The sequence below is a fragment of the Nocardia sp. NPDC050718 genome, assembly GCF_040654235.1.
In the GTDB taxonomy this organism is placed as follows: domain Bacteria; phylum Actinomycetota; class Actinomycetes; order Mycobacteriales; family Mycobacteriaceae; genus Nocardia.
Genome location: NZ_JBFAHQ010000002.1, coordinates 177,006 through 199,084, shown reverse-complemented (window position 1 = coordinate 199,084; position 22,079 = coordinate 177,006). Strand labels below are relative to the sequence as shown.

At 71.6% G+C, this 22,079-nt stretch carries 21 protein-coding genes; 10 read left to right on the top strand and 11 right to left on the bottom strand.

What is annotated here, in order from left to right:
- The first annotated feature begins 6 nt into the window (after positions 1-6).
- Together AB0H54_RS10440 and AB0H54_RS10435 are read left to right on the top strand one after the other, a co-directional pair.
- Positions 7-735, top strand: coding sequence for a hypothetical protein (locus AB0H54_RS10440; RefSeq protein ID WP_357344549.1), 729 nt, complete (start codon positions 7-9; stop codon positions 733-735).
- Entirely contained in the window at positions 732-1,169 is a 438-nt protein-coding gene (locus AB0H54_RS10435; RefSeq protein ID WP_355280666.1) for a ferritin-like domain-containing protein, read from the top strand. Before AB0H54_RS10440 ends, AB0H54_RS10435 begins: the two co-directional genes overlap by 4 nt.
- 160 nt (positions 1,170-1,329) lie before the next feature.
- Here the strand turns inward: AB0H54_RS10435 and AB0H54_RS10430 are convergent, their stop codons facing one another.
- Entirely contained in the window at positions 1,330-3,081 is a 1,752-nt protein-coding gene (locus AB0H54_RS10430; RefSeq protein ID WP_357344546.1) for an acyl-CoA dehydrogenase family protein, read from the bottom strand.
- 121 nt (positions 3,082-3,202) lie between these two features.
- Between AB0H54_RS10430 and AB0H54_RS10425 the strand changes: the two genes are divergently transcribed.
- The gene (locus AB0H54_RS10425) at positions 3,203-3,688 is read left to right on the top strand and encodes a MarR family winged helix-turn-helix transcriptional regulator (protein ID WP_357344544.1); all 486 of its coding nucleotides are present in this window, start codon (positions 3,203-3,205) and stop codon (positions 3,686-3,688) included.
- Positions 3,689-3,707: 19 nt separating this feature from the next.
- The gene (locus tag AB0H54_RS10420; RefSeq protein WP_357344543.1) at positions 3,708-5,009 is read left to right on the top strand and encodes an FAD-dependent monooxygenase; all 1,302 of its coding nucleotides are present in this window, start codon (positions 3,708-3,710) and stop codon (positions 5,007-5,009) included.
- 50 nt (positions 5,010-5,059) lie between these two features.
- Here the strand turns inward: AB0H54_RS10420 and AB0H54_RS10415 are convergent, their stop codons facing one another.
- Both AB0H54_RS10415 and AB0H54_RS10410 read right to left on the bottom strand, forming a co-directional pair.
- The gene (locus tag AB0H54_RS10415; protein ID WP_357344541.1) at positions 5,060-6,502 is read right to left on the bottom strand and encodes a DUF6882 domain-containing protein; all 1,443 of its coding nucleotides are present in this window, start codon (positions 6,500-6,502) and stop codon (positions 5,060-5,062) included.
- Between the two features lie 123 nt (positions 6,503-6,625).
- Positions 6,626-8,374, bottom strand: a complete 1,749-nt coding sequence (locus AB0H54_RS10410) for a proline--tRNA ligase (protein WP_357344539.1) — start codon at positions 8,372-8,374, stop codon at positions 6,626-6,628.
- 105 nt (positions 8,375-8,479) lie between these two features.
- On the opposite strand from AB0H54_RS10410, the gene yaaA reads away from it, so the two are divergent.
- Entirely contained in the window at positions 8,480-9,226 is a 747-nt protein-coding gene (gene yaaA / locus AB0H54_RS10405) for a peroxide stress protein YaaA (RefSeq protein ID WP_357344537.1), read from the top strand.
- Here yaaA and AB0H54_RS10400 read toward each other — a convergent pair.
- The 4 genes from AB0H54_RS10400 to AB0H54_RS10385 form a co-directional block, all read right to left on the bottom strand.
- The gene (locus AB0H54_RS10400; protein ID WP_357345692.1) at positions 9,216-9,608 is read right to left on the bottom strand and encodes a VOC family protein; all 393 of its coding nucleotides are present in this window, start codon (positions 9,606-9,608) and stop codon (positions 9,216-9,218) included. The genes yaaA and AB0H54_RS10400 overlap by 11 nt on opposite strands.
- On the bottom strand, positions 9,608-9,889 hold the full coding sequence (locus AB0H54_RS10395; protein WP_357344535.1) for a metalloregulator ArsR/SmtB family transcription factor: 282 nt from the start codon (positions 9,887-9,889) through the stop codon (positions 9,608-9,610). Before AB0H54_RS10395 ends, AB0H54_RS10400 begins: the two co-directional genes overlap by 1 nt.
- An 89-nt stretch (positions 9,890-9,978) precedes the next feature.
- Positions 9,979-10,659 (bottom strand): NAD(P)-binding domain-containing protein, encoded by a 681-nt coding sequence (locus tag AB0H54_RS10390; protein WP_357344533.1) that lies wholly within the window; start codon positions 10,657-10,659, stop codon positions 9,979-9,981.
- Positions 10,660-10,735: 76 nt separating this feature from the next.
- On the bottom strand, positions 10,736-11,671 hold the full coding sequence (locus AB0H54_RS10385) for a LysR family transcriptional regulator (RefSeq protein WP_357344531.1): 936 nt from the start codon (positions 11,669-11,671) through the stop codon (positions 10,736-10,738).
- Between the two features lie 110 nt (positions 11,672-11,781).
- On the opposite strand from AB0H54_RS10385, the gene AB0H54_RS10380 reads away from it, so the two are divergent.
- Both AB0H54_RS10380 and AB0H54_RS10375 read left to right on the top strand, forming a co-directional pair.
- Positions 11,782-12,474 carry a type 1 glutamine amidotransferase domain-containing protein gene (locus tag AB0H54_RS10380; RefSeq protein ID WP_357344529.1) on the top strand — a complete coding sequence of 231 codons (693 nt, stop codon included), beginning with the start codon at positions 11,782-11,784 and terminating at the stop codon, positions 12,472-12,474.
- Between the two features lie 88 nt (positions 12,475-12,562).
- Positions 12,563-13,435 (top strand): SGNH/GDSL hydrolase family protein, encoded by an 873-nt coding sequence (locus tag AB0H54_RS10375; protein WP_357344527.1) that lies wholly within the window; start codon positions 12,563-12,565, stop codon positions 13,433-13,435.
- 6 nt (positions 13,436-13,441) lie between these two features.
- On the opposite strand, the gene AB0H54_RS10370 is transcribed toward AB0H54_RS10375, so the two are convergent.
- The gene (locus AB0H54_RS10370; RefSeq protein ID WP_355280645.1) at positions 13,442-14,065 is read right to left on the bottom strand and encodes a metal-dependent phosphohydrolase; all 624 of its coding nucleotides are present in this window, start codon (positions 14,063-14,065) and stop codon (positions 13,442-13,444) included.
- A gap of 68 nt (positions 14,066-14,133) precedes the next feature.
- Positions 14,134-15,777: a PucR family transcriptional regulator gene (locus tag AB0H54_RS10365; protein WP_357344525.1), complete on the bottom strand. Its 1,644-nt coding sequence runs from the start codon at positions 15,775-15,777 to the stop codon at positions 14,134-14,136.
- Positions 15,778-15,887: 110 nt separating this feature from the next.
- Between AB0H54_RS10365 and AB0H54_RS10360 the strand changes: the two genes are divergently transcribed.
- The 3 genes from AB0H54_RS10360 (at position 15,888) to AB0H54_RS10350 (ending at position 19,216) form a co-directional block, all read left to right on the top strand.
- Entirely contained in the window at positions 15,888-17,378 is a 1,491-nt protein-coding gene (locus tag AB0H54_RS10360; RefSeq protein WP_357344523.1) for a CoA-acylating methylmalonate-semialdehyde dehydrogenase, read from the top strand.
- 19 nt (positions 17,379-17,397) lie between these two features.
- The gene (locus AB0H54_RS10355) at positions 17,398-18,744 is read left to right on the top strand and encodes an aspartate aminotransferase family protein (protein ID WP_357344521.1); all 1,347 of its coding nucleotides are present in this window, start codon (positions 17,398-17,400) and stop codon (positions 18,742-18,744) included.
- Positions 18,745-18,817: 73 nt separating this feature from the next.
- Complete coding sequence (locus AB0H54_RS10350) at positions 18,818-19,216, top strand: PPOX class F420-dependent oxidoreductase (protein WP_357344519.1); 399 nt, start codon at positions 18,818-18,820, stop codon at positions 19,214-19,216.
- A gap of 27 nt (positions 19,217-19,243) precedes the next feature.
- On the opposite strand, the gene AB0H54_RS10345 is transcribed toward AB0H54_RS10350, so the two are convergent.
- Both AB0H54_RS10345 and cobA read right to left on the bottom strand, forming a co-directional pair.
- A complete protein-coding gene (locus tag AB0H54_RS10345; protein WP_357345690.1) occupies positions 19,244-20,707 on the bottom strand; it encodes an MFS transporter in 1,464 nt (487 codons plus the stop codon).
- A gap of 85 nt (positions 20,708-20,792) precedes the next feature.
- Positions 20,793-22,049 (bottom strand): uroporphyrinogen-III C-methyltransferase, encoded by a 1,257-nt coding sequence (cobA, locus tag AB0H54_RS10340; RefSeq protein ID WP_355280638.1) that lies wholly within the window; start codon positions 22,047-22,049, stop codon positions 20,793-20,795.
- Positions 22,050-22,079 lie beyond the last annotated feature (30 nt).

The window sequence follows — 22,079 nt, the reverse complement described above, 5'->3', positions numbered from 1 at the left end:
GGGTACGTGCCCTTCCGCCATACCGCCCCGCCGAGCGCCGGGCGACCTTCCGGCATGCGCTCCGACCGGCACGAATCCCGCCCGATGACGAGCGAGTCGCCGCGCCCGGTCGCACCGCAGCGCACCGCCCCCGCAGCTCCGCACCGACCGGCTTCGGCCGCACCGGCGCAGTGGTCGCCGACCGCCGACCTGACACCGCGCACGGCGAGCGCCTGGCGGCGGCGGTCGCTGCTGCGCCTGGTCGGCGCGACAGCCGTCGGAGTCCCCGCGCTGAGCGTGCTGGCCGCCTGCGCCGAGGACGACACCGTGCACGCGCCGGATCCGCTTGCCGCGCAAGAGGTCCTGGCCCGCGCCGACGCCGCGTCCGCGCAGGCCGCGATCGCGCTCGCTCCGCAGGCACAGGCGGCGCTGACCACCGTCGCCGCCGAACGCACCGCCCACGCCGACGCGCTGCGCACCGAGATCGACCGGGTGATCGGCGTGTACGGCGACGGCACCACCCCCGTGCACCGCACCGGTGAGATCACCGTGCCCGGCCCCGACGGCGCCCTCGTCCCCGCCGCGACGATCGAGAACGCCACCCAGCCGCTGACGATCGCCCAGCTGCGCGATCAGCTGGTCCGCTCGCAGCAGTCCGCCGCGGCGCTGGCCCGCACCGAATCCGGGTACCGCGCGGGGCTGTTGGCCTCGATCAGCGCGGCCTGCGCCACCGAGGCGGGAGTCCTGCTCGCATGACCGATCAACGACAGGCCCTCCAGGCCGCCCTGGACAGCGAGTACGCCGCCGTCTACTCCTACGGTGTGATCGCCGCCTACGCCAATGCCGACCGGGCGCGCATGGTCGCCGAGTTCAGCGCCGCGCACCGGGCCCGGCGTGACGCCACCATCGAACTGCTGGAAGCGGGCGGCACCGCACCCGAGGCGGCGGGCGCCGCCTACACCCCACCGTTCCCGGTCGACGATCCGATCCCCGCGGCACACCTGGCCGTCACGGTCGAATCCGATTGCGCCGCAGCGTGGTACGCCGTCGTCGAACAGGCGGCCGACGCGGCGGTCCGGGCCACCGCGACGGAGGCACTCACCGAGTCCGCGGTGCGCCGGGCCCGCTGGCAGGCGATCCTGGGCGCGAACCCGGTCACGACGACGTTCCCCGGCCGCGCGTCGGTGTAAGCACAGGCACAGACATACCGGCACATCCGGGCACCGGCACGGCCCGGTCGGAGTCGACTCCGCGGCCACGCCGGGCGCCGTCACTGCCTCGGTGCGCATCGCGCCGACCTGACCGACGTCGGCCGCCCCACCGTGCGGTGCGGCGGCCGAACCGGGTCAGCTACGGGCGCATCGCGTAGGCGCCGTCGTAGGACGCCACCTGCTGCCACACCCGGTCGAAGCGCGCGGCGTCGGCCACGGGGCTGCGCAGGGCGCCGACGGCCCACGCGCGCTGGGCCTCGGTGACCGTCGGCTTGCCGAGCAGGGCGGTCGCGTGGGTGTTGAAGTCGCGGATCTGGAAATCGAAGATCTGGTCGACGACATCGCGGTCGAGCCCGGTGAGCTCGGCCTGCTCGAGGATCAGCTGGCCGTAGACCACCGTGGAGAACAGGTGGCCGATGGTCAGCATGAAGTCCAGGTCCTTCTGCTGGGCCGCGTCCGGCGCCGCGGTGAGCAGCAGCGTGCGCAGCGCCTGCGCCTGCTCGTAGAACCGGCCGACGTTCGGCACGTCCGCGGCCTGCTCGTAGGCCGGGGTCCAGTCGGCGAACTGCACCTTGCCCGCGCCGCGCGCCGGACCCTGCTTCCAGAAGAACTCCTGGTCGCCCGGTGCCAGGTCGGTGCCGATGGCCGGGTACTCCGTCGGGTTGAGCAGGTAGTTCGGCATGAACTTCAGGATCTGGCCCACGTTCACGTGCACCGTGCCCTCGAGCCGGGGCAGGTGGTTGATGTAGCGCGAGGCCTGCGCGAAGTAGGTGGCCTTCTCGAAGCCCTTGGCCGCCAGCACATCCAGCAGCAGGGTCATCGCGACCTCGGCTTCGGAGGTGACCTTGGACTTGGTCATCGGGTTGAACAGCAGGTAGCGGCGGTCCTCGAGCGAGGCGCTGCGGAAGTAGTCCACCGCGCGGTCGCTGAACAGCTTCATCGCGATCAGGCGCGTGTAGGCGTCGACGAAATTGCCACGCACATGGCCGAAGTCGGTGACCGGGTTGCCGTACAGGATGCGGTTGCTGGCGTGGGTGATGGCCTCGAAGAACGAGTGCTCGACCATGCCGATGCCACCGTGGCAGAGGTTGAACTTGCCCACGTTGACGGTGTTGAGCGCGGCCGAGAAGGCCTCGGGCCCTTCGTGCAGCACGTCGGCGGCGGTCACCGGGTAGTTCTCCAGCCGGAAGTGGCTGACGTACATCTGGCCGTGGATGACGCTCTCGACCAGGTGGTAGTCGGCGTGGCGGCTGTCGGCGGCGAACCAGACGTAGCCCTCGGCGCCCTCGACATCGCCGCGGCGGGAGAACACCGACACCATCGAGGCGACGTTGCCGTTGCCGATGTAGTACTTCTCGCCGTTGGCGCGGAACAGGATTCCGGCCTCGGCGTCGGCGCTGCCCGGCTCGGTCGGGGTGAGGATCAGGTCGGTGTTGTAGATGTCGGCGCCGTGCTCGCGCTCGGACAGCGCGAACGCCATCACCTGGCCCGCGTCGAGGTCGGCGGCGGCCTTGCGCTTGGCGGTCTCGTTGTCGCTCTGCCAGATCGGGCCGAGGCCGAGGATGGTGACCTGCTCGGCGTACCAGTACGCGAGGCCGTAGAAGCCGAAGATCTCGGCCAGGGCGGCGTTGCGGGCGGCGTCCCAGCGCTTGTTCGGGTCGCCGTCGGCGTAGGCGGCCGGGGTCAGGAAGGTCGCGAACAGCTTCTCCTTCGCGACGAAGTCGAGGAACTCCTGGGTCCAGACCGCGTCGCGGTCCTCGGCCAGCAGCTGTGCCTTGCCCTTGGATTCGAACCACTCGATGGTGGCTCGCAGCAGCCGCCGCGTCTCGGCATCGAAGTGCTGAGGGTCGTAGGTGGCGGGGTTGAACAGCAGGCTCGGCGAACTCGTCATGGGAGCTAACTTAGCAGCGCCGCACCCGGCTTCGAGGCTATGACCTGCAGGTTTCCCCTACGTAGGCGTAAGTTCACCACGCCTATTGTTGTTTCACGCAATCAAATGTATTGTTTGATTCATGCAAGCAAACAAGGATCAGGTCTCCGAACTCGCCCGCACGACGAGCAGGTTCGCCGAGGCGATGCGCCAGGGCACGTCCCGGGCGTACGACCCGGTCCGGGTCGGGGTGCTGCAGGCGGTGGCGGAGTCGGGTCCGCTGCGCGCCGGGGAGATCGCCGAGCGCCTCGACGCGCTGCCCTCCTCGATCACCCGGCACGTGCAGACCCTGGCGGAGGCCGGGCTGGTGCGCACCGCGCCGGACCCGGCCGACCGGCGGGCGGTCCTGGTCGAGATCACCGACGCGGGGCGCGCGGAACTCCAGCAGTTCCTCGAGGTGGGCGACCAGGTGTTCGGCGCGGTCATCGCCGACTGGCCCGCCGCCGATGTGGTCACCCTCACCCGCCTGCTCGACCGGCTGATCACCGACTGGTCGCAGGCGGGCCCCACCCAGCAGCAGCGGGCGTCGAAGCGGCGCTCCGGCGGGTTCGGCTGGAGCCGGGCCTGACCATCGAAAGGACACCGTCATGGCATCCAACACCCCACTGAAGGTCATCGTCGCGGGCGGCGGTATCGGCGGTCTGGCGCTGGCCAACGGCCTGCGCCGGGCCGGCGTCGCGGTCAGCGTGCACGAGCGCGAGGTGCGGCGCACCGACCGGCTGCAGGGCTTCCGCATCCACATCAACCCGCACGGCAGCGGCGCGCTGGCCGAGCTGCTCTCCCCCGAGCTCTTCGCAACGTTCGTCGCCTGCTCCGGCCAGGGCGGCAACGGTTTCGGCTTCGTCACCGAGCAGCTGTCGAGCCTGATCGACTTCGAGAGCGCCGAGACCGCGAGCGCGCACGCCGACCGCGACCACTACGGCATCAGCCGGATCACCCTGCGCCGCATCCTGCTCGCCGAACTGGGCGACGCGGTGCACTACGGCAGCGCGTTCGACCGCTACGAGCATCGGCCCGACGGCCGGGTGGTCGTCCACTTCGCCGACGGCGGCAGCGAGGTCGGCGATGTGCTGGTCGGCGCCGACGGCGGCACCTCGCGGGTGCGGGCCCAGTACCTGCCGCAGGCGCGGCGCGTGGACACCGGCATCGTCACCATCGCGGGCAAATACGCGCTCACCCCGAGCGCCCGTGACCGCCTCGATCCGCGTCTGCTCGCACACCCGCACAGCGTGATTCCGCCGAGCGGTTGCGGCATGTTCATCGCACCGCACGAATTCGCCCCGCCCGCACCGGGTGTCGCGCTCGGCAGCGACGGCACCGAGCTCACGCCCGGCTTCCTGTTCGACGACACCCAGCCCTACGTGTTCTGGGCGTTCGCCGCCGAGCGGGACCGATTCGGCGTCGACCTGTCGGCCCTCGACGCGGCGGAGCTGCACGCCACCGCGGTCCGGATGACCGCGGGCTGGGCGCCCGAACTGCGCAGGCTGGTCGCCGAATCCGACAGCGCCACCGCCACTCTGCTGCCGATCAAGACCTCGGTCCCGATCCCGCGCTGGACCCCGACCACCGTCACCCTGCTCGGTGACGCCATCCACAGCATGACCCCGTTCGCCGGCATCGGCGCCAACACCGCCCTGCGCGACGCCCAGCTGCTGTGCCGCATGCTGGTCGCCGCCGACCGCCGCGAGCGCGGCCTGCTCGACGCGATCGGCGCCTACGAAACCGCCATGACCGACTACGGTTTCGCCGCGGTCCGCACCTCGCTGAGCACCGCCGAACGCGCCGTCGCCGACGGCAGGCTCGGCCGCATGATGGGCAAGCTCGTGCTGCGCACCGCGGGCGCGATACCGCCGATGAAGCGCAAGATGTTCGCCGACCTCGGCGCCTGACCGGGTGCCGCGCCGCCCGGAGCACCGGACGGCGCGGCACCGCGCCGGGATCAGCTCATCAGTTCGCCGATCAGGCCGGTGCGGGTGCCGATGATCCCGCCGGTGGTGTCGAATTCGACCCGCAGCTCGTACAGGCCGAAATGCGCGAGCAGCAGCTGCGGTTCGCCGAAGGTCAGGGTGGTGACGTGGTGGCGCTCGAAGTAGCCGGCGGCCATCGCCCGCATGGCGGGGTAGCGGCTGTCCGGATCGGTCAGCGGATGCAGCAGGTTCGCGGCCGTCTCGATGAGCTGGGCGGCCACCCCGGGATCCGATCCCGTGATGGTCACGGCGTCGTCGGTGACCGCGAAGTAGCGCCACCCGGCGCCGTCCGGCGCCGCTGCCCAGCCGACGGATCCGCCCAGCTCGGCGGCCCCGGCCACCAGCAGGGTGACCACGTTGTCGGGATGGACGACGGTGCCGAGGTCGACCCGGTCCACCGCCAGGTGCTCGGCCCCGTGTTCGCGCGCCAGCCCGCGCAGCGCGGCGGCACCCGCCCATTCCCGGCCCGCCCACGCCCAGATCCGGTGCTCGCTGTCGTAGCGGCCGATCTCGGCGACGGCCACCGGGCCGCCGGGGACCTCGACGAGATCGCCGTACATCGGCTGCCAGCGCAGGGTCGGCCGCGGCGCGTCGGTGGCCGCGCCGCGCAGCGAACCATGACCGCCGACGGTGGTCGCGGCGGCCGGTGCCAGCGCGACCAGCAGACTGTCCGGGAAGAAGGGTGGGATCCGCTCGTGCCGTGGCCCGGCCTCGGCCGGGGCGAGCGGGCCCGCACCGACGACCTCGGCGTCGAGGAGCTGGTCACCGGCGTCGATGCGGACGATCAGCCGCGGTCCGTCGGCCAGCTGCACCTCCACCCCGTCGGCGGTGTCGCGCACGGGCAGGCGGTGCCGGTGGGCGTAGCCGGCCACGACCGCCCGCGTGCCCGTGCCGGGCAGCATCCGGGCGGCGGCGGCCACCAGGTCGGCCACCCGGCCCGGGTCCGGCGTCGCGGACGGCACCTGCTCGTCGTCGACGATCAGGTAGGCGTACGCGCGGCCGCCGTGATTGAACTTGGTCATCCCGCGGGCGCCGAGCGCGCCCAGCGCGATGATCGACAGATGATCGGCGGCCAGCATCGGGTCGGGGAAACCGGCGAGATCGACGATCTCCTCGGCGAATTCGGGGATCCCGTGCTGTAATCCGAGCTCGCGCAGCCGGGTCGACGCCGCGACGCCGGGCAGGCCGGCGAGGGTGGGCTTGGCCCACGCCCACATGAAGGTCAGATCCTCGGCGTAGGTCCCGATCTCGCCGGACCCGGCGAACTCCCGATCGCCGATCCGGACGCGCCCCGCCCGATGATCCACCCGGGTCGGCCCCGGCCTGATCTGCTCCTGAAATACCGAATACTGCTCGATCGCCCCGCCGAGATAATCCCGCGCCAGCCGCAACAGCGAATCGCTGAACGTGTCCACGCGCTCGAAACTATCAGTTCCCGGGCCACTGCCCGTACGCGAGCGGCAACGGTCGGTTCCTGTGCCGCAGCGGCTTTCGCCGACCCGGTCGCGCCGCGGTGGACGCGACCGGGTCGAGCGGATTCAGCCGCGGATCTTCGCGGTGACCGCGGCGACGGCGTCCTCGGCCGCGATCTCCTCGGCCTCGCCGGTGAACCGGTTGCGCAGTTCGACCTTGCCGTCGGCCCAGCCGCGGCCGATCACCAGGATCCAGGGCATGCCGAGCAGTTCGGCGTCCTTGAACTTCACGCCGGGCGAGGCGGTCCGGTCGTCGAAGAGGACCTCGAGGCCCTGCTTGTCCAGACCGGCCACGACCTGCTCGGCGCCCTCGCGGGCGGCGGCGTCCTTGTTCGCGATGACCACGTGCACGTCGAACGGCGCGACCTCGGCCGGCCAGCGCAGGCCCTTGTCGTCGTGCTGCTGCTCGGCGATCACCGCGACCAGGCGGGAGACGCCGATGCCGTAGGAGCCCATGGTGAGCCGGACCGGCTTGCCGTTCTCGCCCAGCACGTCGACGTCGAACGCGTCGGTGTACTTGCGGCCGAGCTGGAAGATGTGGCCGATCTCGATGCCACGGGCCGACACCAGCGGACCGGCGCCGTCGGGCGAGGGATCGCCGTCGCGGACCTCGGCGGCCTCGATGGTGCCGTCCGGGGTGAAGTCGCGACCGGCCACCAGGCCGACGACGTGCTTGCCCTGCACGTCCGCACCGGTGATCCACGCGGTGCCGTCGACGACACGGGGATCGACGAGGTAGCGAACACCGTTGGCCTGCAATGCCTTCGGGCCGATGTAGCCCTTCACCAGGAAGGGGTTGGCAGCGAAGTCGGCCTCGGTCAGCAGCTCCACCTCGGCGGGCTCGACGGAGGCTTCCAGCCGCTTGTCGTCGATCTCGCGGTCACCGGGGACGCCGATGCCGAGGATCTCGGTCTTGCCGTCCGGGTGGCGCAGCTTGACCATGACGTTCTTGAGCGTGTCGGCGGCGGTGACGGCGCGGTCGAGCACCGTCGCCTCGTTGGCCCAGTCCACCAGCGTGGCGATGGTGGGGGTGTTCGGGGTGTCGTACTCGACCGCGGCGGGCAGGCCGTCGATCGGCAGCGGCGCGGGCGCGGGCGTGACCACGGCTTCCACGTTGGCCGCGTAGCCGGACTCGGCACAGCGCACGTAGGTGTCCTCGCCGACGGGGCTGGCGGCGAGGAATTCCTCGGACGCGCTGCCGCCCATGGCGCCGGAGGTGGCGGCCACGATCACGTACTCGACGCCGAGCCGCTCGAAGATGCGCTGGTAGGCGGCGCGGTGGGTGGCATAGCTGGTGGCGAGGCCGTCGTCGTCGAGGTCGAAGGAGTATGAGTCCTTCATGGTGAACTCGCGGCCGCGCAGGATGCCGGCGCGGGGACGTTCCTCGTCGCGGTACTTGTCCTGGATCTGGTACAGCGTGACCGGCAGATCCTTATAGGAGTTGTACTCGCCCTTGACGGTGAGCGCGAACAGCTCCTCGTGGGTGGGGCCGAGCAGGTAGTCGCCGCCCTTGCGGTCCTGCAGGCGGAACAGGGCGTCGCCGTATTCGGTCCACCGGTTGGTGGTCTCGAAGGGCTCGCGCGGCAGCAGCGCGGGCAGGGAGATCTCCTGGGCGCCGGTGGCGTCCATCTCCTGGCGCACCACGTCCTCGATGCGGCGCAGCGTGCGCAGGCCCAGCGGCAGCCACGAGTACACGCCGGGGGCGATCCGGCGGACGTAGCCGGCGCGGACGAGCAGTTTGTGGCTGGGCACCTCGGCGTCGGCGGGATCGTCTCGCAGGGTGCGCAGGAACAGGCGGGAGAGGCGGGTGATCACGGATGCACAGGGTAGTCCCTGGTCCGGGGCCACGTGCAAGCCGATATCGGTTCCACCGACCACCAGCGGCCGGACCGCAACGCGACGCCGGTACCGTAGGCGATCGTGCTGGTGCTGCTGCCTCCCTCCGAAACCAAGTCCGACGGTGGGTCGGGCGCGCCCCTCGACCTGGCCGATCTGGCGATGCCGCAGCTCACGGCGGTGCGCGACAAGCTGATCACCGAGGTGGTGCAGCTCGCCGCCGACCCGGCCGCCGCCACGGCGGTGCTCGGGCTCGGCAAAGCCGCGGACGCCGAGATCACCCGCAACGCGAGCCTGCGCACCTCGGCGACCCGCCCCGCGCTGGAGCGCTACACCGGGGTGCTCTACGACGCGCTGGACGCGAAGGCGTTCACCAAGGCGCAGCGTGCGAAGGCGTACGCGCGCCTCGGCATCGGCTCCGCGCTGTTCGGCGCGGTCCGCGCGGCCGACCCGATCCCGGCCTACCGTCTTTCCGGCGGCACCAAGCTGCCCGGCCTGCCGACGCTGTCGGCGGTGTGGCGCGACGTGCTGTCCGACGCCCTCTACGCCGAGGCGGGCGGCGAACTCGTCATCGATCTCCGGTCGGGCAGCTACCAGCAGCTGGGCCGGGTTCCCGACGCGATCACCGCCAATGTGCTCACCGAGCACGCCGACGGCTCACGCACGGTGGTCAGCCACTTCAACAAGCATCACAAGGGCCTGCTGGCCCGCGCGCTGGTGCTCACCCGCGCTGAGCCGACCGACATCCGCGCGGTGGCGCGGGTGGCGACCAAGGCCGGCCTGCGGGCCGAGATCGCCTCCCCCACCGAACTTCTCATCATCACGCGGTAGTTGGCTGCATCAGCTGGATGAGGTTGCCGCAGGTGTCGTCGAAGACGGCGGTGGTGACCGCGCCCATAGGCTGCGGCGGCTGGGTGAACAGGACGCCGCGGTCGAGCAGGCGGCGGTATTCACCGTCGAGGTCGTCGACCGTGAAGATCATGCAGGGGATGCCGTCGGCGGTGAGCGCGGACTTGTAGTTCTGGGCGATCGGGTTCTGGTCGGGTTCGAGCAGCAACTGGATGCCGTCGACGTCGGCGGGCGAGACCACGGTCAGCCAGTCGTACTCGCCGACCGGCACCCGGTCCTTGACCTGGAAGCCGAGCACGTCGGTGTAGAACTTCTCGGCCTTGTCCTGATCGTCGACGAAGATGCTGGTCACACCGATGCGGATCATGGGTCCTCCTGGGGGATCGGCCATCGCGCCGAGATCGCGCGCAGCGGCGTGAAATCGGCGTGATGGAACTTGTAGCGGCCTTGTCGACGGGTGGTCACCAGCCCCGCGGCCTCGAGCATGCCCAGGTGCTGGGTGATCGCCTGCCGCGACGAACTGATCCCGTGCCGGGTGGCGAGCTTGGCGCACAATTCGAACAGCGTCTGCCCGTCCCGCTCGGCCAGTTCGTCGAGCAGCGCGCGCCGCGTCGAGTCCGCCAAGGCGGTGAAGATATCGGTCACGGCGCGCGTTCCTCCCGTCGTCTCCCCTCGAACGATAGGCAAGCCGACGCTTGCATGTCAAGCATCGATGCAGGTGGGAGGCTCCCGCCTCAGACCTCGGCGGCGGCCAGCGCGGTGCGGATCGCCGCGATGTCGCCGGTGGTCGCTGCCGCGGGCGGCCAGGAATCGCCCGGGACGGCGTAGGGCCGGACGTAGACCGGCGTGTCGCGCTGGGAGCGCCGGCTCTCGGCGAGCGTGCCGCCGTCGACGACGTCGTAGCCGAGCGCGTCGATCAGGTGGGCCGCGGCGATCTTCGCGGCCGGGTCGTCGCCGAAGACCGGCAGCGCGGACCGGTCGGCGGCGCCCGCGGGCCGGGCGAGGGTGGCCAGGTGCTCGAAGAAGATGTTGTTGAACGCCTTGACCACCTGCGCGTCGGGCAGGTGCCGCTGCAACAGCTCACTGGTGGTGACGGTGTCGGCGTCGAGTTCGGCGATGGCGCCGTCCCGCTCGGGGTAGTAGTTGTTGGTGTCGAGCACGACCTTGCCCGCCAGCGGCTCGACCGGTACGTCCTGATACGCCTTCAGCGGCACGGTCACCACCACGAGGTCGCCGGCGGCCGCCGCCTCCGCCGGCGTCGCCGCCCTGGCCCGGGGCCCGAGCTCCGCGACGAGGCCGGCCAGCGTCTCGGGTCCGCGAGAGTTGCTGAGCACCACGTCGATTCCGGCGGCCACCGCCAGCCGCGCCACTGTCGATCCGATATTGCCGCTGCCGATCAATCCGAGTGTCGTCATGTGCTCGGTCAACCACCGAGCCGGTGCGCCTGTTCCCGCCCCGTGCGGACGACTCGATCCGGCCGACCGGATCGGCTCACTCGGCGCGCCAGGCGACCGCGGCCGCGAGCAGCCGGGCCCGGACCAGGTCGACATGCGGTCGGGGCGGCCCACCGACCCGGCGGGCCAGGAAGCCGGTGTTGATCGGCGGATCCGCCGGATCGAGCAGGGTCACCAGGCTGCCGTCGGCGAGCTCGCCCGCACACAGGTAGCGCGGCAGCACACTGATCCCCGCGCCGGCGCGCACCGCGGCCAGCACCGCGCGCAGATCGGGGACGATCAGGGCCGGGGTCGCCTCCAGCCGGGTCTCGAACACGTGCCGCCAGTAACGGCGCAGGATCGGCAGATCCGCGGCGTAGCTGAGCAGCGGGAGCCCGTCGAGCGCGCCCGGATCGGCGCGGCGCAGGCGATCGGTGTCGACGCGGGCGGCCACGGCGGGCGCCGCGACGAGCAGGAACTCCTCGTCGACGAGAGGTTCGGCGAGCACGGTTCGGCCGCGCGGCCGAACCGTGGAGAACACCAGATCGAGTGTCCCCGAACGTAATTCCGCCAGCAGATCATCGGTGAGGCCGGCTCGGACGGTGAGCCGCACCCCGTCGGCGAGCAGCGGCGCGAGCGCGGGCAGCACCTGCGCGGCCAGCATCTCGGCGGGCCCGCCGAGCAGCACCGGCGGTTCGGGCGGAGCTGGTCGATCGGCGACCGGGCCGCCGACCACCGACGCGAGCGCGTCCAGCGGGGCGCTCACCCGCGCCGCCAGCTCGTGCGCGGCGGCGGTCGGCGCCACCCCGCGCGGCAGGCGCTCGAACAGCGGCGTGCCCAGGTACCGTTCCAGCGCCTGGACCTGCGTGGTCACCGTGGGCTGGGACAGCCCCGCCTGCGCGGCGCCCGCGGTGAGCGATCCGGTCCGGTAGACCGCCAGGAAGGTCCGCAGCTGCACCAGATCCATCGAGCCATCGGCTGGCCTATGTCTCATATAGACCATCCTATTGGTCAGACAATGCCCGAATCCCTAGCGTCGAGAGCGCGACCCGACGACGCTGCCGGCCGATCGCCACGAAACCCGTTGAATGGAGAAGGAATCCGATGGCACACATCCTGTTCGTCCTCACCGGCGCCGATCACTGGACCCTGGCGGACGGCACGAAGCACCCCACGGGGTTCTGGGCCGAGGAGTTCGTCGCGCCGTACGCGGCGTTCACCGGCGCGGGCCACACCGTCACCGTCGCGACGCCGGGTGGCGTGCTCCCACCGGTCGACCAGGGCAGTCTGGCGGCCGAGGCGAACGGCGGCGCCGAGCGCGCGGCGGAGATCGCCGAGGTCCTGGCCGGGGCCGAGGTCCTGCGGCAGCCGATCCCGCTCGCCGAGGTGCGGCTCGCCGACTACGACGCGGTGTTCTACCCCGGCGGCCACGGCCCGATGGAGGATCTCGCGGTCGATCCCGTCTCCGGTGCGCTCCTGGTCGACGCGCTGGCCTCGGGCAAGCCGCTCGGGGTGGTCTGCCACGCGCCCGCCGCCCTGCTCGCGACCGCCGATGCCGACGGGAAGTCCCCGTTCGCCGGGTACCGGGTCGCCGCGTTCAGCAATGCCGAGGAGACCCAGGCGGGCTTCGCCGAGAAGGCGAAGTGGCTGCTCGCGGACCGGCTCGCCGCACTGGGGGTGGACTATCGCGAGGGCGAGCCGTGGGCCCCGCACATCGAGGTCGACCGCACCCTCTACACCGGCCAGAACCCGGCGTCGTCGGCGCCGCTGGCGGCTCGGATGCTCGACGCGCTCTGACCCGCGACCCGGCGGATCGCACCGGTCCGCCGGGTGTCGCGGCGCCGCGTGCTTGTGGCGTGGCCCACAGCCACCTACTCTTCGCGCTGTGGATCCCCGCCGTTCGCTGAAGAACAGTCTGCGCGTGCTCGCCGCGGTCGTCGCGCTCGCCGCGCTGCCATTCGCCCCGGCCCAGGCCGAGCCGTCGTCCCCGGGTGGCGCCACCTATGTCGCGCTCGGTGACTCCGGGGCCGCGACCACCGGCGCCGCCAATCTGGACCTCGGCGCGCCCCTGCGCTGCGTGCGCTCCACGACCAACGCGCCCAAGCTGGTCGCCGAGCGCCTCGGCCTCGCACTGGACGACCGCACGTGCAGCTCGGCGAAGATTCCCGACCTCTACACCTCCCAAACACCGGGTGTCGCACCGCAACTCGACGCGCTCGGACCCGCGACGAAGATCGTCACCCTGCACATCGGCGCCAACGACGCCGAGATGACGAAGTACATCCTCGGCGACTGCCACGCGGGCGCGGCGACCGGCGGTTGCGCCGCGGCGGCCGATCCCGCGTGGGACGCGGGCATCGACGCGATCGCCCCGGCCTACGCCGCCACCCTGGCCGAGATCGCCCGCCGCGCACCGGCCGCCACGATCTTCGTCGACGGCTGGCCCACCTACCTGGCCGACACCAGCTGCCCGGCGATGCTCGGCCTGCTCCCGGCCGACGCCGCCTACATCCAGTCGAAGTTCGCGCGGCTCAATACCGTCGTCGCCCGTGAGGCCGCCGCGCACGGAGCGGTCTACGTCGACACCGTGGCGGCCTCGCCCGCGCTCGGGATGTGCGCCGACCCGGCCGTGCGCTGGTTCGATCCGCTGGTGGCCGACCAGACCCTGCTCCCCTACCACCCCACCCTGACGGGACAGCGCGGCGTCGCCGAACTGCTCACCGCCGCCATCGAATCCAGCGGCGTGCTGGGGCGCTGAGCGGCCTCAGTCGGTGAGCCGGTCCAGTTCCGCGGCCAGGTTCTCCCGCGCGCGCTCCTCGTAGCGGGCGCGGGCCGCCGGAGTCCGGTACAGCACAGGCTGATTCGCGATCGCGCGCAGCACCGCGGCGCGACCGGCCCGGAACAGGTCGTCGGGAACGTGCGCGTACTCGGTGCGCACCGCGGTCGCGTAGGCGGCGTAGCTCACCGGATCGCCGCCGAGCACGACCAGGTCGGCGTCGCACAGCACGGCGCCGTTGGCGTCGCCCGCCTCGGAATCGTGACCACGGGTGAGCAACACCAGCCGAGCCACCTCGTCCACCAAGGGTTTTCGGGCGCCCAGGGATTCGAGGACGTCGCGCGCCAGGTCGGCGCTGCGTTCCTCGTTGTCGGCGCGGTCGACCGCGTAGATCGCATCGTGGAAGAAGGCGGCGTAGCGCACCGCGTCGATATCGGCTGCGCTGTCGGCCCATTCGTCGATCGCGCCGAGCATCGCGCGCAGGTGTTCGGCGGTGTGATAGTGGCGATGGGGTTCGCTGTAGCGGGCGATGATCCCGGCTCCGAGGGAAACGGCGTCCGGTCCGGCCAGGGCGGTCCAGCGGTCGAGAAGGTCCAGCGACGACAACGTCATGGGCTCCAGTGTCGACGGACACCCGCTCGCCGACAACCCCGATTTCCGGTGGGATCACCACGATCGGCCTATCGCGGGTCGTCGCCACCGGTGAGTTCGCGCACCAGCAGCGCGGTGTGCAGTGAGGTGCGGGACTCACCGTCGTCGAGGTCGACGTCGAGAATGCGCTCGATCCGGGCGAGGCGGTCGTAGAGCGTCGGCCTGCTGATGACCAGCGCCTTGGCGAGCTCGGTCTTGTTGCCCGCCAGGTCGAGAAAGCGGCGCAGGGTGGCGGTGAGATCGGTGCCGTGCCGGAGGTCGTGGCGCAGCAGGGCACTCAGTTCGGTCTCGGCGAAACCCTGCACCCGGGGATCGTCGCGGATCAGCGAGAGCAGCCCGCGCAGCCGGATATCGGCGCTGCGGAAGAAGATTCGGTGGGGCGCGGCGCGCATCGATGCCGCGACGGCCGCGACCTCCCTCGCGTCGGCGAGTCCGCTCGCCGTGTCGAGCAGGGAATCGGAGTCGGCGCCGATGCCGATCACCGCGCGCCGCACCCCCTCGACCCGGCGCACTTCGGTGAGCACGGCCGCGCACACCGCCGCGAGCCGGTCCTCGACGACGGCGCCCCGGGCGACCGCGAGAATCATCGCGACCCGTTCCCCGTCGACCTGCGCCGCGCGTCCGCCCGTGCCACGCGGCGCAGGCCGGTGCTCGGCCGCGCTCAGCGCCGAGGCGTCGGCGAGGCCGAGCCCGTGGGTCACCGCCTCGACCACCGCCGCGCTGCGCCGTTGCGCCGCCACCGGGTCGGGGTCGGGGTCGGCGTCGACATCGATGGCCAGCGGAACGTAGCGGGCGTGACGGTGCAGCCCGAGCGCGGCCGCCCGCGCCTGCGCGTCGCGTTCGTCGCCGATCCGGCCATCGACGAGGTCGGCGATCAGGCCGGTCTGGGCCCGGCGGTGCAGCCCGAAGCGGTCCTTGTCGATCATCCGGTGCAGGGTCAGGGTCTGGGCCGCGCGCTCGAGCACCATCCGCGCCCGGGGCGTCGGGCCGCGGTCCGCGCGCAGGATCAGCCTGCCCCAGCGCTGCATCTGCGGGCCGACGTCGACCACGCACGCGTCGTCGGGCAGCAGGCGCGAGGTGGCCTCCCAATTCTCCAGCAGCGCCGAGGACGTGGTGTGCCGGGCGGTCGCGGCCAGCACCCGGTGCGCCAGATCCTCCAGCACGACCGACGCGTCGAGCATGGTGGCCGCGGTGCGCACGATCTCGGCGAGCGCGGCCCGGCGGACACTGAGGTCGGTGAAGGTCTCGTGCACCGTCCTGGCGAACTCGAGCTCGGCGTACTGGTCAGCGACGATCGCGCGATGGACCGCCTCGGTGATCTCGACGAACCGGGTCACCCGGTGCAGCACGATCACCGGCAGCCCGAGTTCGGCGGCGGTGGCCGCGACGACCGGCCCCAGCTCGCTCACGTAGCTGCCGAGCTCGACCACCAGACCCGCGACCCCGGCGGCGGCCAGCGAGCGCAGATAGGCGACCCGGGCGGGCTCCGGCGCGGCCAGCGCCTGCCCGGTGGTCAGGATCAGCTCAGCGCCGACCAGCACCTGGGCGACGTCGGCCAGGTCGCTGACATGCACCCAGCGCACCGGCCGGTCCAGATCGGCCCCGCAGATCACCTCCGGATGACCCGCTTGGACCACCGGCGTGGCGAGCACATCGGCCACCGTCAACAGCACCGACGAATCGTAATACGAAAGCCGCGACTCCGTACAGATCGTCGGCCGGTGTCGCGGTGATCGTGGACCAGGGTGGAAGCACCACCCTTCCCGGCGAAACGAGGTCTGGCATGCAGTCCATCGGCCACTGGATCGACGGCAAGTCCGTCACCGGCACCAGCGAGGCGACGGCCCCGGTCACCAATCCCGCCACCGGCGCGGTCACCGGCGAACTGGCCCTGGCGAACGTGGCCGACACCCGCGCGGCGATCGACGCCGCGACGGTGGCGTTCGCGACCTGGCGCGACACCTCGCTGACCCGCCGCACCCAGGTGCTGTTCCGGTTCCGCGAGCTGCTGGCCGAGCGCAAGGAGGAGCTGGCGGCGATCATCACCGCCGAGCACGGCAAGGTGGCCGCCGACGCGCTCGGTGAGGTCACCCGGGGGCTGGAGGTCGTCGAATTCGCCTGCGGCATCCCGCATCTGCTCAAGGGCTCGTTCACCGAGAACGCCTCGACCGAGGTCGACATCCACTCCGTGCGCCAGCCGCTGGGCCCGGTCGCGATCATCTCGCCGTTCAACTTCCCGGCCATGGTGCCGATGTGGTTCTTCCCGCTGGCCATCGGCTCGGGCAACACCGTGGTGCTCAAGCCGAGCGAGAAGGACCCGTCGGCGGCGCTGTGGCTGGCGCGGCTGTGGCAGGAGGCGGGACTGCCCGACGGCGTGTTCAACGTCGTGCAGGGCGACAAGGTGGCCGTCGACGAACTGCTGGACAATCCGGGCATCAAGGCGGTCTCGTTCGTCGGCTCCACCCCGATCGCCAAGTACGTCTTCCAGCGCGGCACCGCGGCGGGCAAGCGGGTGCAGGCGCTGGGCGGGGCGAAGAACCACATGGTGGTCCTGCCCGACGCCGATCTGGACCTGGCGGCCGACGCCGCCGTCAACGCCGGCTTCGGGTCGGCGGGCGAGCGGTGCATGGCGATCAGCGTGGTCGTCGCGGTCGGCGGGGTCGCCGACGAGCTGGTCACCCGGATCGCCGAGCGCGCGGCGACCATCGTCACCGGCGACGGCACCTCCGGCGCCGACATGGGTCCGCTGATCACCCGGGCCCACCGCGATCGCGTGGCCGACTACATCGACGCGGGTGAGAGCGCGGGCGCCCGGGTGGTGCTCGACGGCCGTCCGCTGATCGTCGAGGGCGCGCCGGACGGATTCTGGCTCGGGCCGACGATTCTCGACGGGGTCACGCCGTCGATGAGCGTCTACACCGACGAGATCTTCGGGCCGGTGCTCTCGGTCGTGCGGGTCGCCACCTACGAGGAGGCGGTGGCGCTGATCAACGCCAACCGCTACGGCAACGGCACCGCCGTGTTCACCAACGACGGCGGCGCGGCCCGCCGGTTCCACCACGAGGTGGAGGTGGGCATGGTCGGCGTCAATGTGCCGATCCCGGTTCCCATGGCCTACTACAGTTTCGGTGGCTGGAAGAACTCGCTGTTCGGCGATTCCCACGCACACGGCACCGACGGCGTGCACTTCTTCACCCGCACCAAGGCGATCACCACCCGCTGGCTCGATCCCAGCCACGGCGGGCTGGAACTCGGCTTCCCCCAGAACAAGTGACCGGACAGGAGCAGTGCCGATGACGCTTTCCGACGAGGCCGCCCGCGCCTACGAACTCGATCGCCGCCACGTCTTCCATTCCTGGTCGGCGCAGGCCCAGGTGTCCCCGATCGTGCTCACCGCGGCCGAGGGCTGCTACGTGTGGGACGGCGAGGGCAACCGGCTGCTGGACTTCTCCTCGATGATGGTGAACACCAATATCGGGCACCAGCATCCGAAGGTGGTCGCCGCGATCGCCGCGCAGGCGGCCGAATTGTGCACGGTCGGACCGGCATTCGCCAATGCCGCCCGGTCCGAGGCGGCCCGGCTGATCAGCGAGCTCACCCCGGGCGACCTGGACAAGATCTTCTTCACCAACGGCGGCGCCGACGCCGTCGAACACGCGATCCGGATGGCGCGCCTGCACACCGGGCGGCCCAAGGTGCTCGCGCGGTACCGCTCGTACCACGGCGGCACGGAGACGGCGGTCAATGTCACCGGCGACCCGCGGCGCTGGCCCAACGATCACGGCACCAGCGGGGTGGTGCACTTCTTCGGCCCGTTCCTCTATCGCTCGGAATTCCACGCGAGCGACGAGGCGCAGGAGACCCAGCGCGCCCTCGAGCACCTGGAGCGCACCATCGCGATGGAGGGTCCGGCCACGATCGCGGCCGTCGTGCTGGAATCGGTGCCGGGCACCGCGGGCATCATGGTGCCGAGCACCGAGTACATGCGCGGCGTCCGGGAACTGTGCGACCGGTACGGCATCGTCTTCATCGCCGACGAGGTGATGGCGGGCTTCGGCCGCACCGGGAAATGGTTCGCCATCGACAATTTCGGCGTCGTCCCGGACCTGATCACCTTCGCCAAGGGGGTGAACTCCGGCTACGTGCCGCTGGGCGGCGTGGCGATCAGTGAGGCCATCGCGGCCACCTTCGCGGACCGGCCGTACCCGGGCGGGCTCACCTATTCGGGTCATCCGCTGGCCGCCGCGGCGGCGGTCGCCACGATCACCGCGATGCGCGAGGAGCGGATCGTGGAGAACGCGGCCGAGGTCGGTGCCCGGGTCATCGGGCCCGGGCTGCGCGAACTCGCGCAGCGGCATCCGAGCATCGGCGAGGTGCGCGGGCTCGGCGTGTTCTGGGCGCTCGAGCTGGTGCGCGACCGCGCGACCAGGGAACCGCTGGCCCCGTACGGCGGCACCAGTCCCGCGATGACCGAGCTCGTCGCCGCCTGCCGGCGCGGCGGGCTGCTGACGTTCGTGAACTTCAACCGGCTGCACGTGGTGCCGCCGTGCGTGATCACCGAGGCCGAGGTCAAGGAGGGGCTGGCGATCCTCGATCAGGCACTCACCGTCGCCGACGCGCACACCGTCGACGCGCCGTGACACCGGCGGTTTCGCCGCGGGCGGAATGCGCCCGCGGCGCACCGCGTTGTCCGCGAGTGTGACTGATACCGCAGTGCTTTCCGACGAACTGAAGTCGTATCTGGACGAGGAGAAGGTCTACGCGACCGTCGCCACGGTCGGTGCGAACGGGCATCCGCATCTGACCGTCGTCTGGATCAAACGCGAGGGCGACGACCTGCTGTTCTCCACCACCGTCGAGCGGCAGCAGGCCAAGAACCTGGCGCGCGACCCGCGGATCACGGTGATGGTGAACCCGCCGGAGCGGCCGTTCCTCTACGCCGAGATCCGGGGCACGGCCACCACCGTCCCCGATCCGGAGCGCGCGCTGCCCGAGGAGATGTCGCTCAAGTACACCGGCCTGCCCTACCGCGAGTTCAACCCCGCCTCGGTGCACGACGGCGAGCGGGTGATCGTGCGGGTCACCCCGCGCCGGGTCGCCGGTCGGCTCTGAGTCACCGATCGCGCAGCAGGGGCGGGCTCAGGCGTTCTGAGCCTCCTCCTGGGCGTGCTGCGCCTCGGCCAGCTGGCCGGGGGTGAACCGCAGCGTCACCGCGACGACGGCGGCCAGCACGGCCAGCCCGGAGCAGACCAGCAGGACCAGGGTGTAGCCGCTGGTGAGCGCGTCGAGCTGGGGCCCGTCCAGATCGGAGACCTTCTCGGTGGTGCTGCCGCCCAGCGACAGCGTGCGCGAGGCGGCGATCGGGCTGAGCAGCCCGATGGCGATCGGTGTCGCCAGGTTCATGAACATCTGCCCGACGGCCGACAGCGGGCCGATATCGGCGGGCGGCACCCCGACGAGCACGCACAGCGGCGCCAGCACCATCGCGACGCCAACGCCGAAACCGATGACCACCAGCAGCGGAAGCAGCGTGGTGAGGTAGCTGATGTGGCGATCCAGGGTCGAGCCGAAGAGCAGCCCGGCCGCCAGCACCAGCGCGGCCGCGCTCAGCAACCAGCGGGGTGGCACGATCAGCGCCGCCTTCGACGCCAGCGCGCCACCGATCCCGATGCCGACGGTGAACGGGATGCAGGCGATACCGGCCTTGAGCGGGCTGTAACCGAGCGAGTTCTGCAGCATCTGGGCGACGAAGAACGTCATGGCGCCGAGCACCGCGCCGGCCAGGAAGATGAGCAGGAAGGTGGAATTGCGGTCGCGGCTGTCGAACAGCGACCACGGCAGCAGCGGATCGGATTCGTTGCGTTCCACGACGACGAAGGTGATCAGCAGCGCGAAACCGATGATCAGCGCGCCCAGGATGACCGGACTGTCCCAGCCCCACGCCGGTCCCTCGGTGGCGCCGAAGACGATCAGCGCGCACGCGAGAGTCCCGAGCACCGCGCCCTTGACGTCCAGCGGCGCGCGATGGTGCACGGTGTCGGCGAGGGCGTACACCGCCCCGGCGACGATGAGCGCGCCGATCGGCACGTTGATCAGGAAGATCCACCGCCAGGACAGCTCGGTGAGCAGACCACCGACGACCAGGCCACTGACCGAGCCGATGCCGGCCATCGAGCCCACCACCGCCACGGCCTGATTGCGCGCCTTGCCCGGCGCGAACGTCGTGGCCACCAGTGCGAACGCGGTCGGCGCCGCGATCGCGGCGCCCGCGCCCTGGAACGCTCGCGCGACCAGCAGGGTCACCTCGCCCTGGGCCAGCCCGCACGCCAGCGACGCCACCGTGAACAGCCCGACACCGGTGATGAGCATGCGTTTGCGCCCGAACACGTCACCGAGGCGACCGCCGAGCAGCATGAGTCCGGCGAAGGTCAGACCGTAGGCGGTGACCGTCCACGCGCCACCGGAGCTGGACAGGCCCATCTCCTCCTGTAGCCGCGGCAGCGCGAAGATCACGACGGTTCCGTCGAGCACGACCATGAACTGCAGGCCACTGAGCACGAGGATGGCCAGCCCGAAGGCCGACTGTTTCACCGGGGGCTGCATCGTCGCAGGGGGTTTATCGAGCACAGTCGAACACTGTAAACGAGGCCGCTACCCGGCCCGGCGGGTTCGGTGCGCCGCCGGGCACTCAGGCGCGCGCACCGGTGGCGGCGTCGAAGCCCGCGGTCGGGCCGATGACGATGATCGCCGGTGGCCGGATGCCCTCGGATTTGACCTTCTCCGCGACCGTGCCCAGATCGGCCCGGACCACCCGCTGGGTGCGCAGGGTGCCCTCCTGGATGACCGCGGCGGGCGTCTCGGCGGCACGGCCGCCGGCGAGCAGCGCGTCGGCGAACTTGTCGATCCGTTCCACCGCCATCATCAGCACCAGGGTGCCGCGCAGCTTGGCCAGCGCCGCCCAGTCGACCAGCGAATCGGGGTGATCGGGGGCGACGTGCCCGCTGACCACGACGAACTCGTGCGTCACGCCACGGTGGGTCACCGGGATGCCCGCGGCGCCGGGCACCGAGATCGGGCTGGTGACGCCGGGCACCACCGTCACGGGAATGCCCGCCTCGGTGCACGCCTCGAGCTCCTCGTACCCGCGGCCGAACACGTACGGGTCGCCGCCCTTGAGCCGGACCACGAACTTGCCCGCCTTGGCGCCCTCGACCAGCGCGAGGTTGATCGCCTCCTGTGCCATCGACCGGCCGTACGGGATCTTGGCCGCGTCGATCACCTCGACGTGCGGGCCCAGCTCGGCCAGCAGTTCCGGCGGCGCGAGCCGGTCGGCGACGACCAGGTCGGCGCGGGCCAGCAGCCTGCGGCCGCGCACGGTGATCAGGTCCGGGTCGCCGGGTCCGCCGCCGACCAGGGCGACGCCCGGGGTCACCGGCTCCGAATCATCGGTCACCACACCGGATTGCAGTGCCTCGAGCAGACCGTTGCGCACGGCGGCCGAGCGCCGGTGCGCGCCCCCGGCCAGCACACCGAGGGTCAGTCCGTCGTAGCGGGCGGTGGCGGGGGTGACGGCGGTGCCGTCGCGGGCGATGTCGGCACGCACGCAGAAGATCCGCTTCGCGGTCGCCTCGGCGACCACGGCGGCGTTGGTCTCGGGTTCGTCGGTGCAGGCCATCGCGTACCAGGCGTCGTCGAGATCGCCGTCGGCGTAGGCGCGCAGCTCGACGGTGAGCTGCCCCGCGGTCGCCATGCCCTCGACGGCCGGGGTGACCGCCTTGCTGACCACGTGGACGTCGGCACCGGCGGCCACCAGCAGGCCGAGCCTGCGCTGGGCGACGGTGCCGCCGCCGACCACGACTACTCTGCGTCCGCGCAGATCGAGCCCGACCAGGTAGTTCGGGTCGCCTGCGGGCGGGGTCGATGCGGTGTCAGACGTGTTCGGCACAGTGGCTCAGCCTAGTTCCTGGCTCGCCGC

Bases quoted from the DNA above. Each gene is read 5' to 3' on its own strand.
- AB0H54_RS10435 (WP_355280666.1), top strand. From the start codon at position 732: ATGACCGATCAACGACAGGCCCTCCAGGCCGCCCTGGACAGCGAGTAC.
- AB0H54_RS10430 (WP_357344546.1), bottom strand. From the start codon at position 3,081: ATGACGAGTTCGCCGAGCCTGCTGTTCAACCCCGCCACCTACGACCCT.
- AB0H54_RS10425 (WP_357344544.1), top strand. From the start codon at position 3,203: ATGCAAGCAAACAAGGATCAGGTCTCCGAACTCGCCCGCACGACGAGC.
- AB0H54_RS10420 (WP_357344543.1), top strand. From the start codon at position 3,708: ATGGCATCCAACACCCCACTGAAGGTCATCGTCGCGGGCGGCGGTATC.
- AB0H54_RS10390 (WP_357344533.1), bottom strand. From the start codon at position 10,659: ATGACGACACTCGGATTGATCGGCAGCGGCAATATCGGATCGACAGTG.
- AB0H54_RS10385 (WP_357344531.1), bottom strand. From the start codon at position 11,671: ATGAGACATAGGCCAGCCGATGGCTCGATGGATCTGGTGCAGCTGCGG.
- AB0H54_RS10380 (WP_357344529.1), top strand. From the start codon at position 11,782: ATGGCACACATCCTGTTCGTCCTCACCGGCGCCGATCACTGGACCCTG.
- AB0H54_RS10370 (WP_355280645.1), bottom strand. From the start codon at position 14,065: ATGACGTTGTCGTCGCTGGACCTTCTCGACCGCTGGACCGCCCTGGCC.
- AB0H54_RS10360 (WP_357344523.1), top strand. From the start codon at position 15,888: ATGCAGTCCATCGGCCACTGGATCGACGGCAAGTCCGTCACCGGCACC.
- AB0H54_RS10355 (WP_357344521.1), top strand. From the start codon at position 17,398: ATGACGCTTTCCGACGAGGCCGCCCGCGCCTACGAACTCGATCGCCGC.
- AB0H54_RS10345 (WP_357345690.1), bottom strand. From the start codon at position 20,707: ATGCAGCCCCCGGTGAAACAGTCGGCCTTCGGGCTGGCCATCCTCGTG.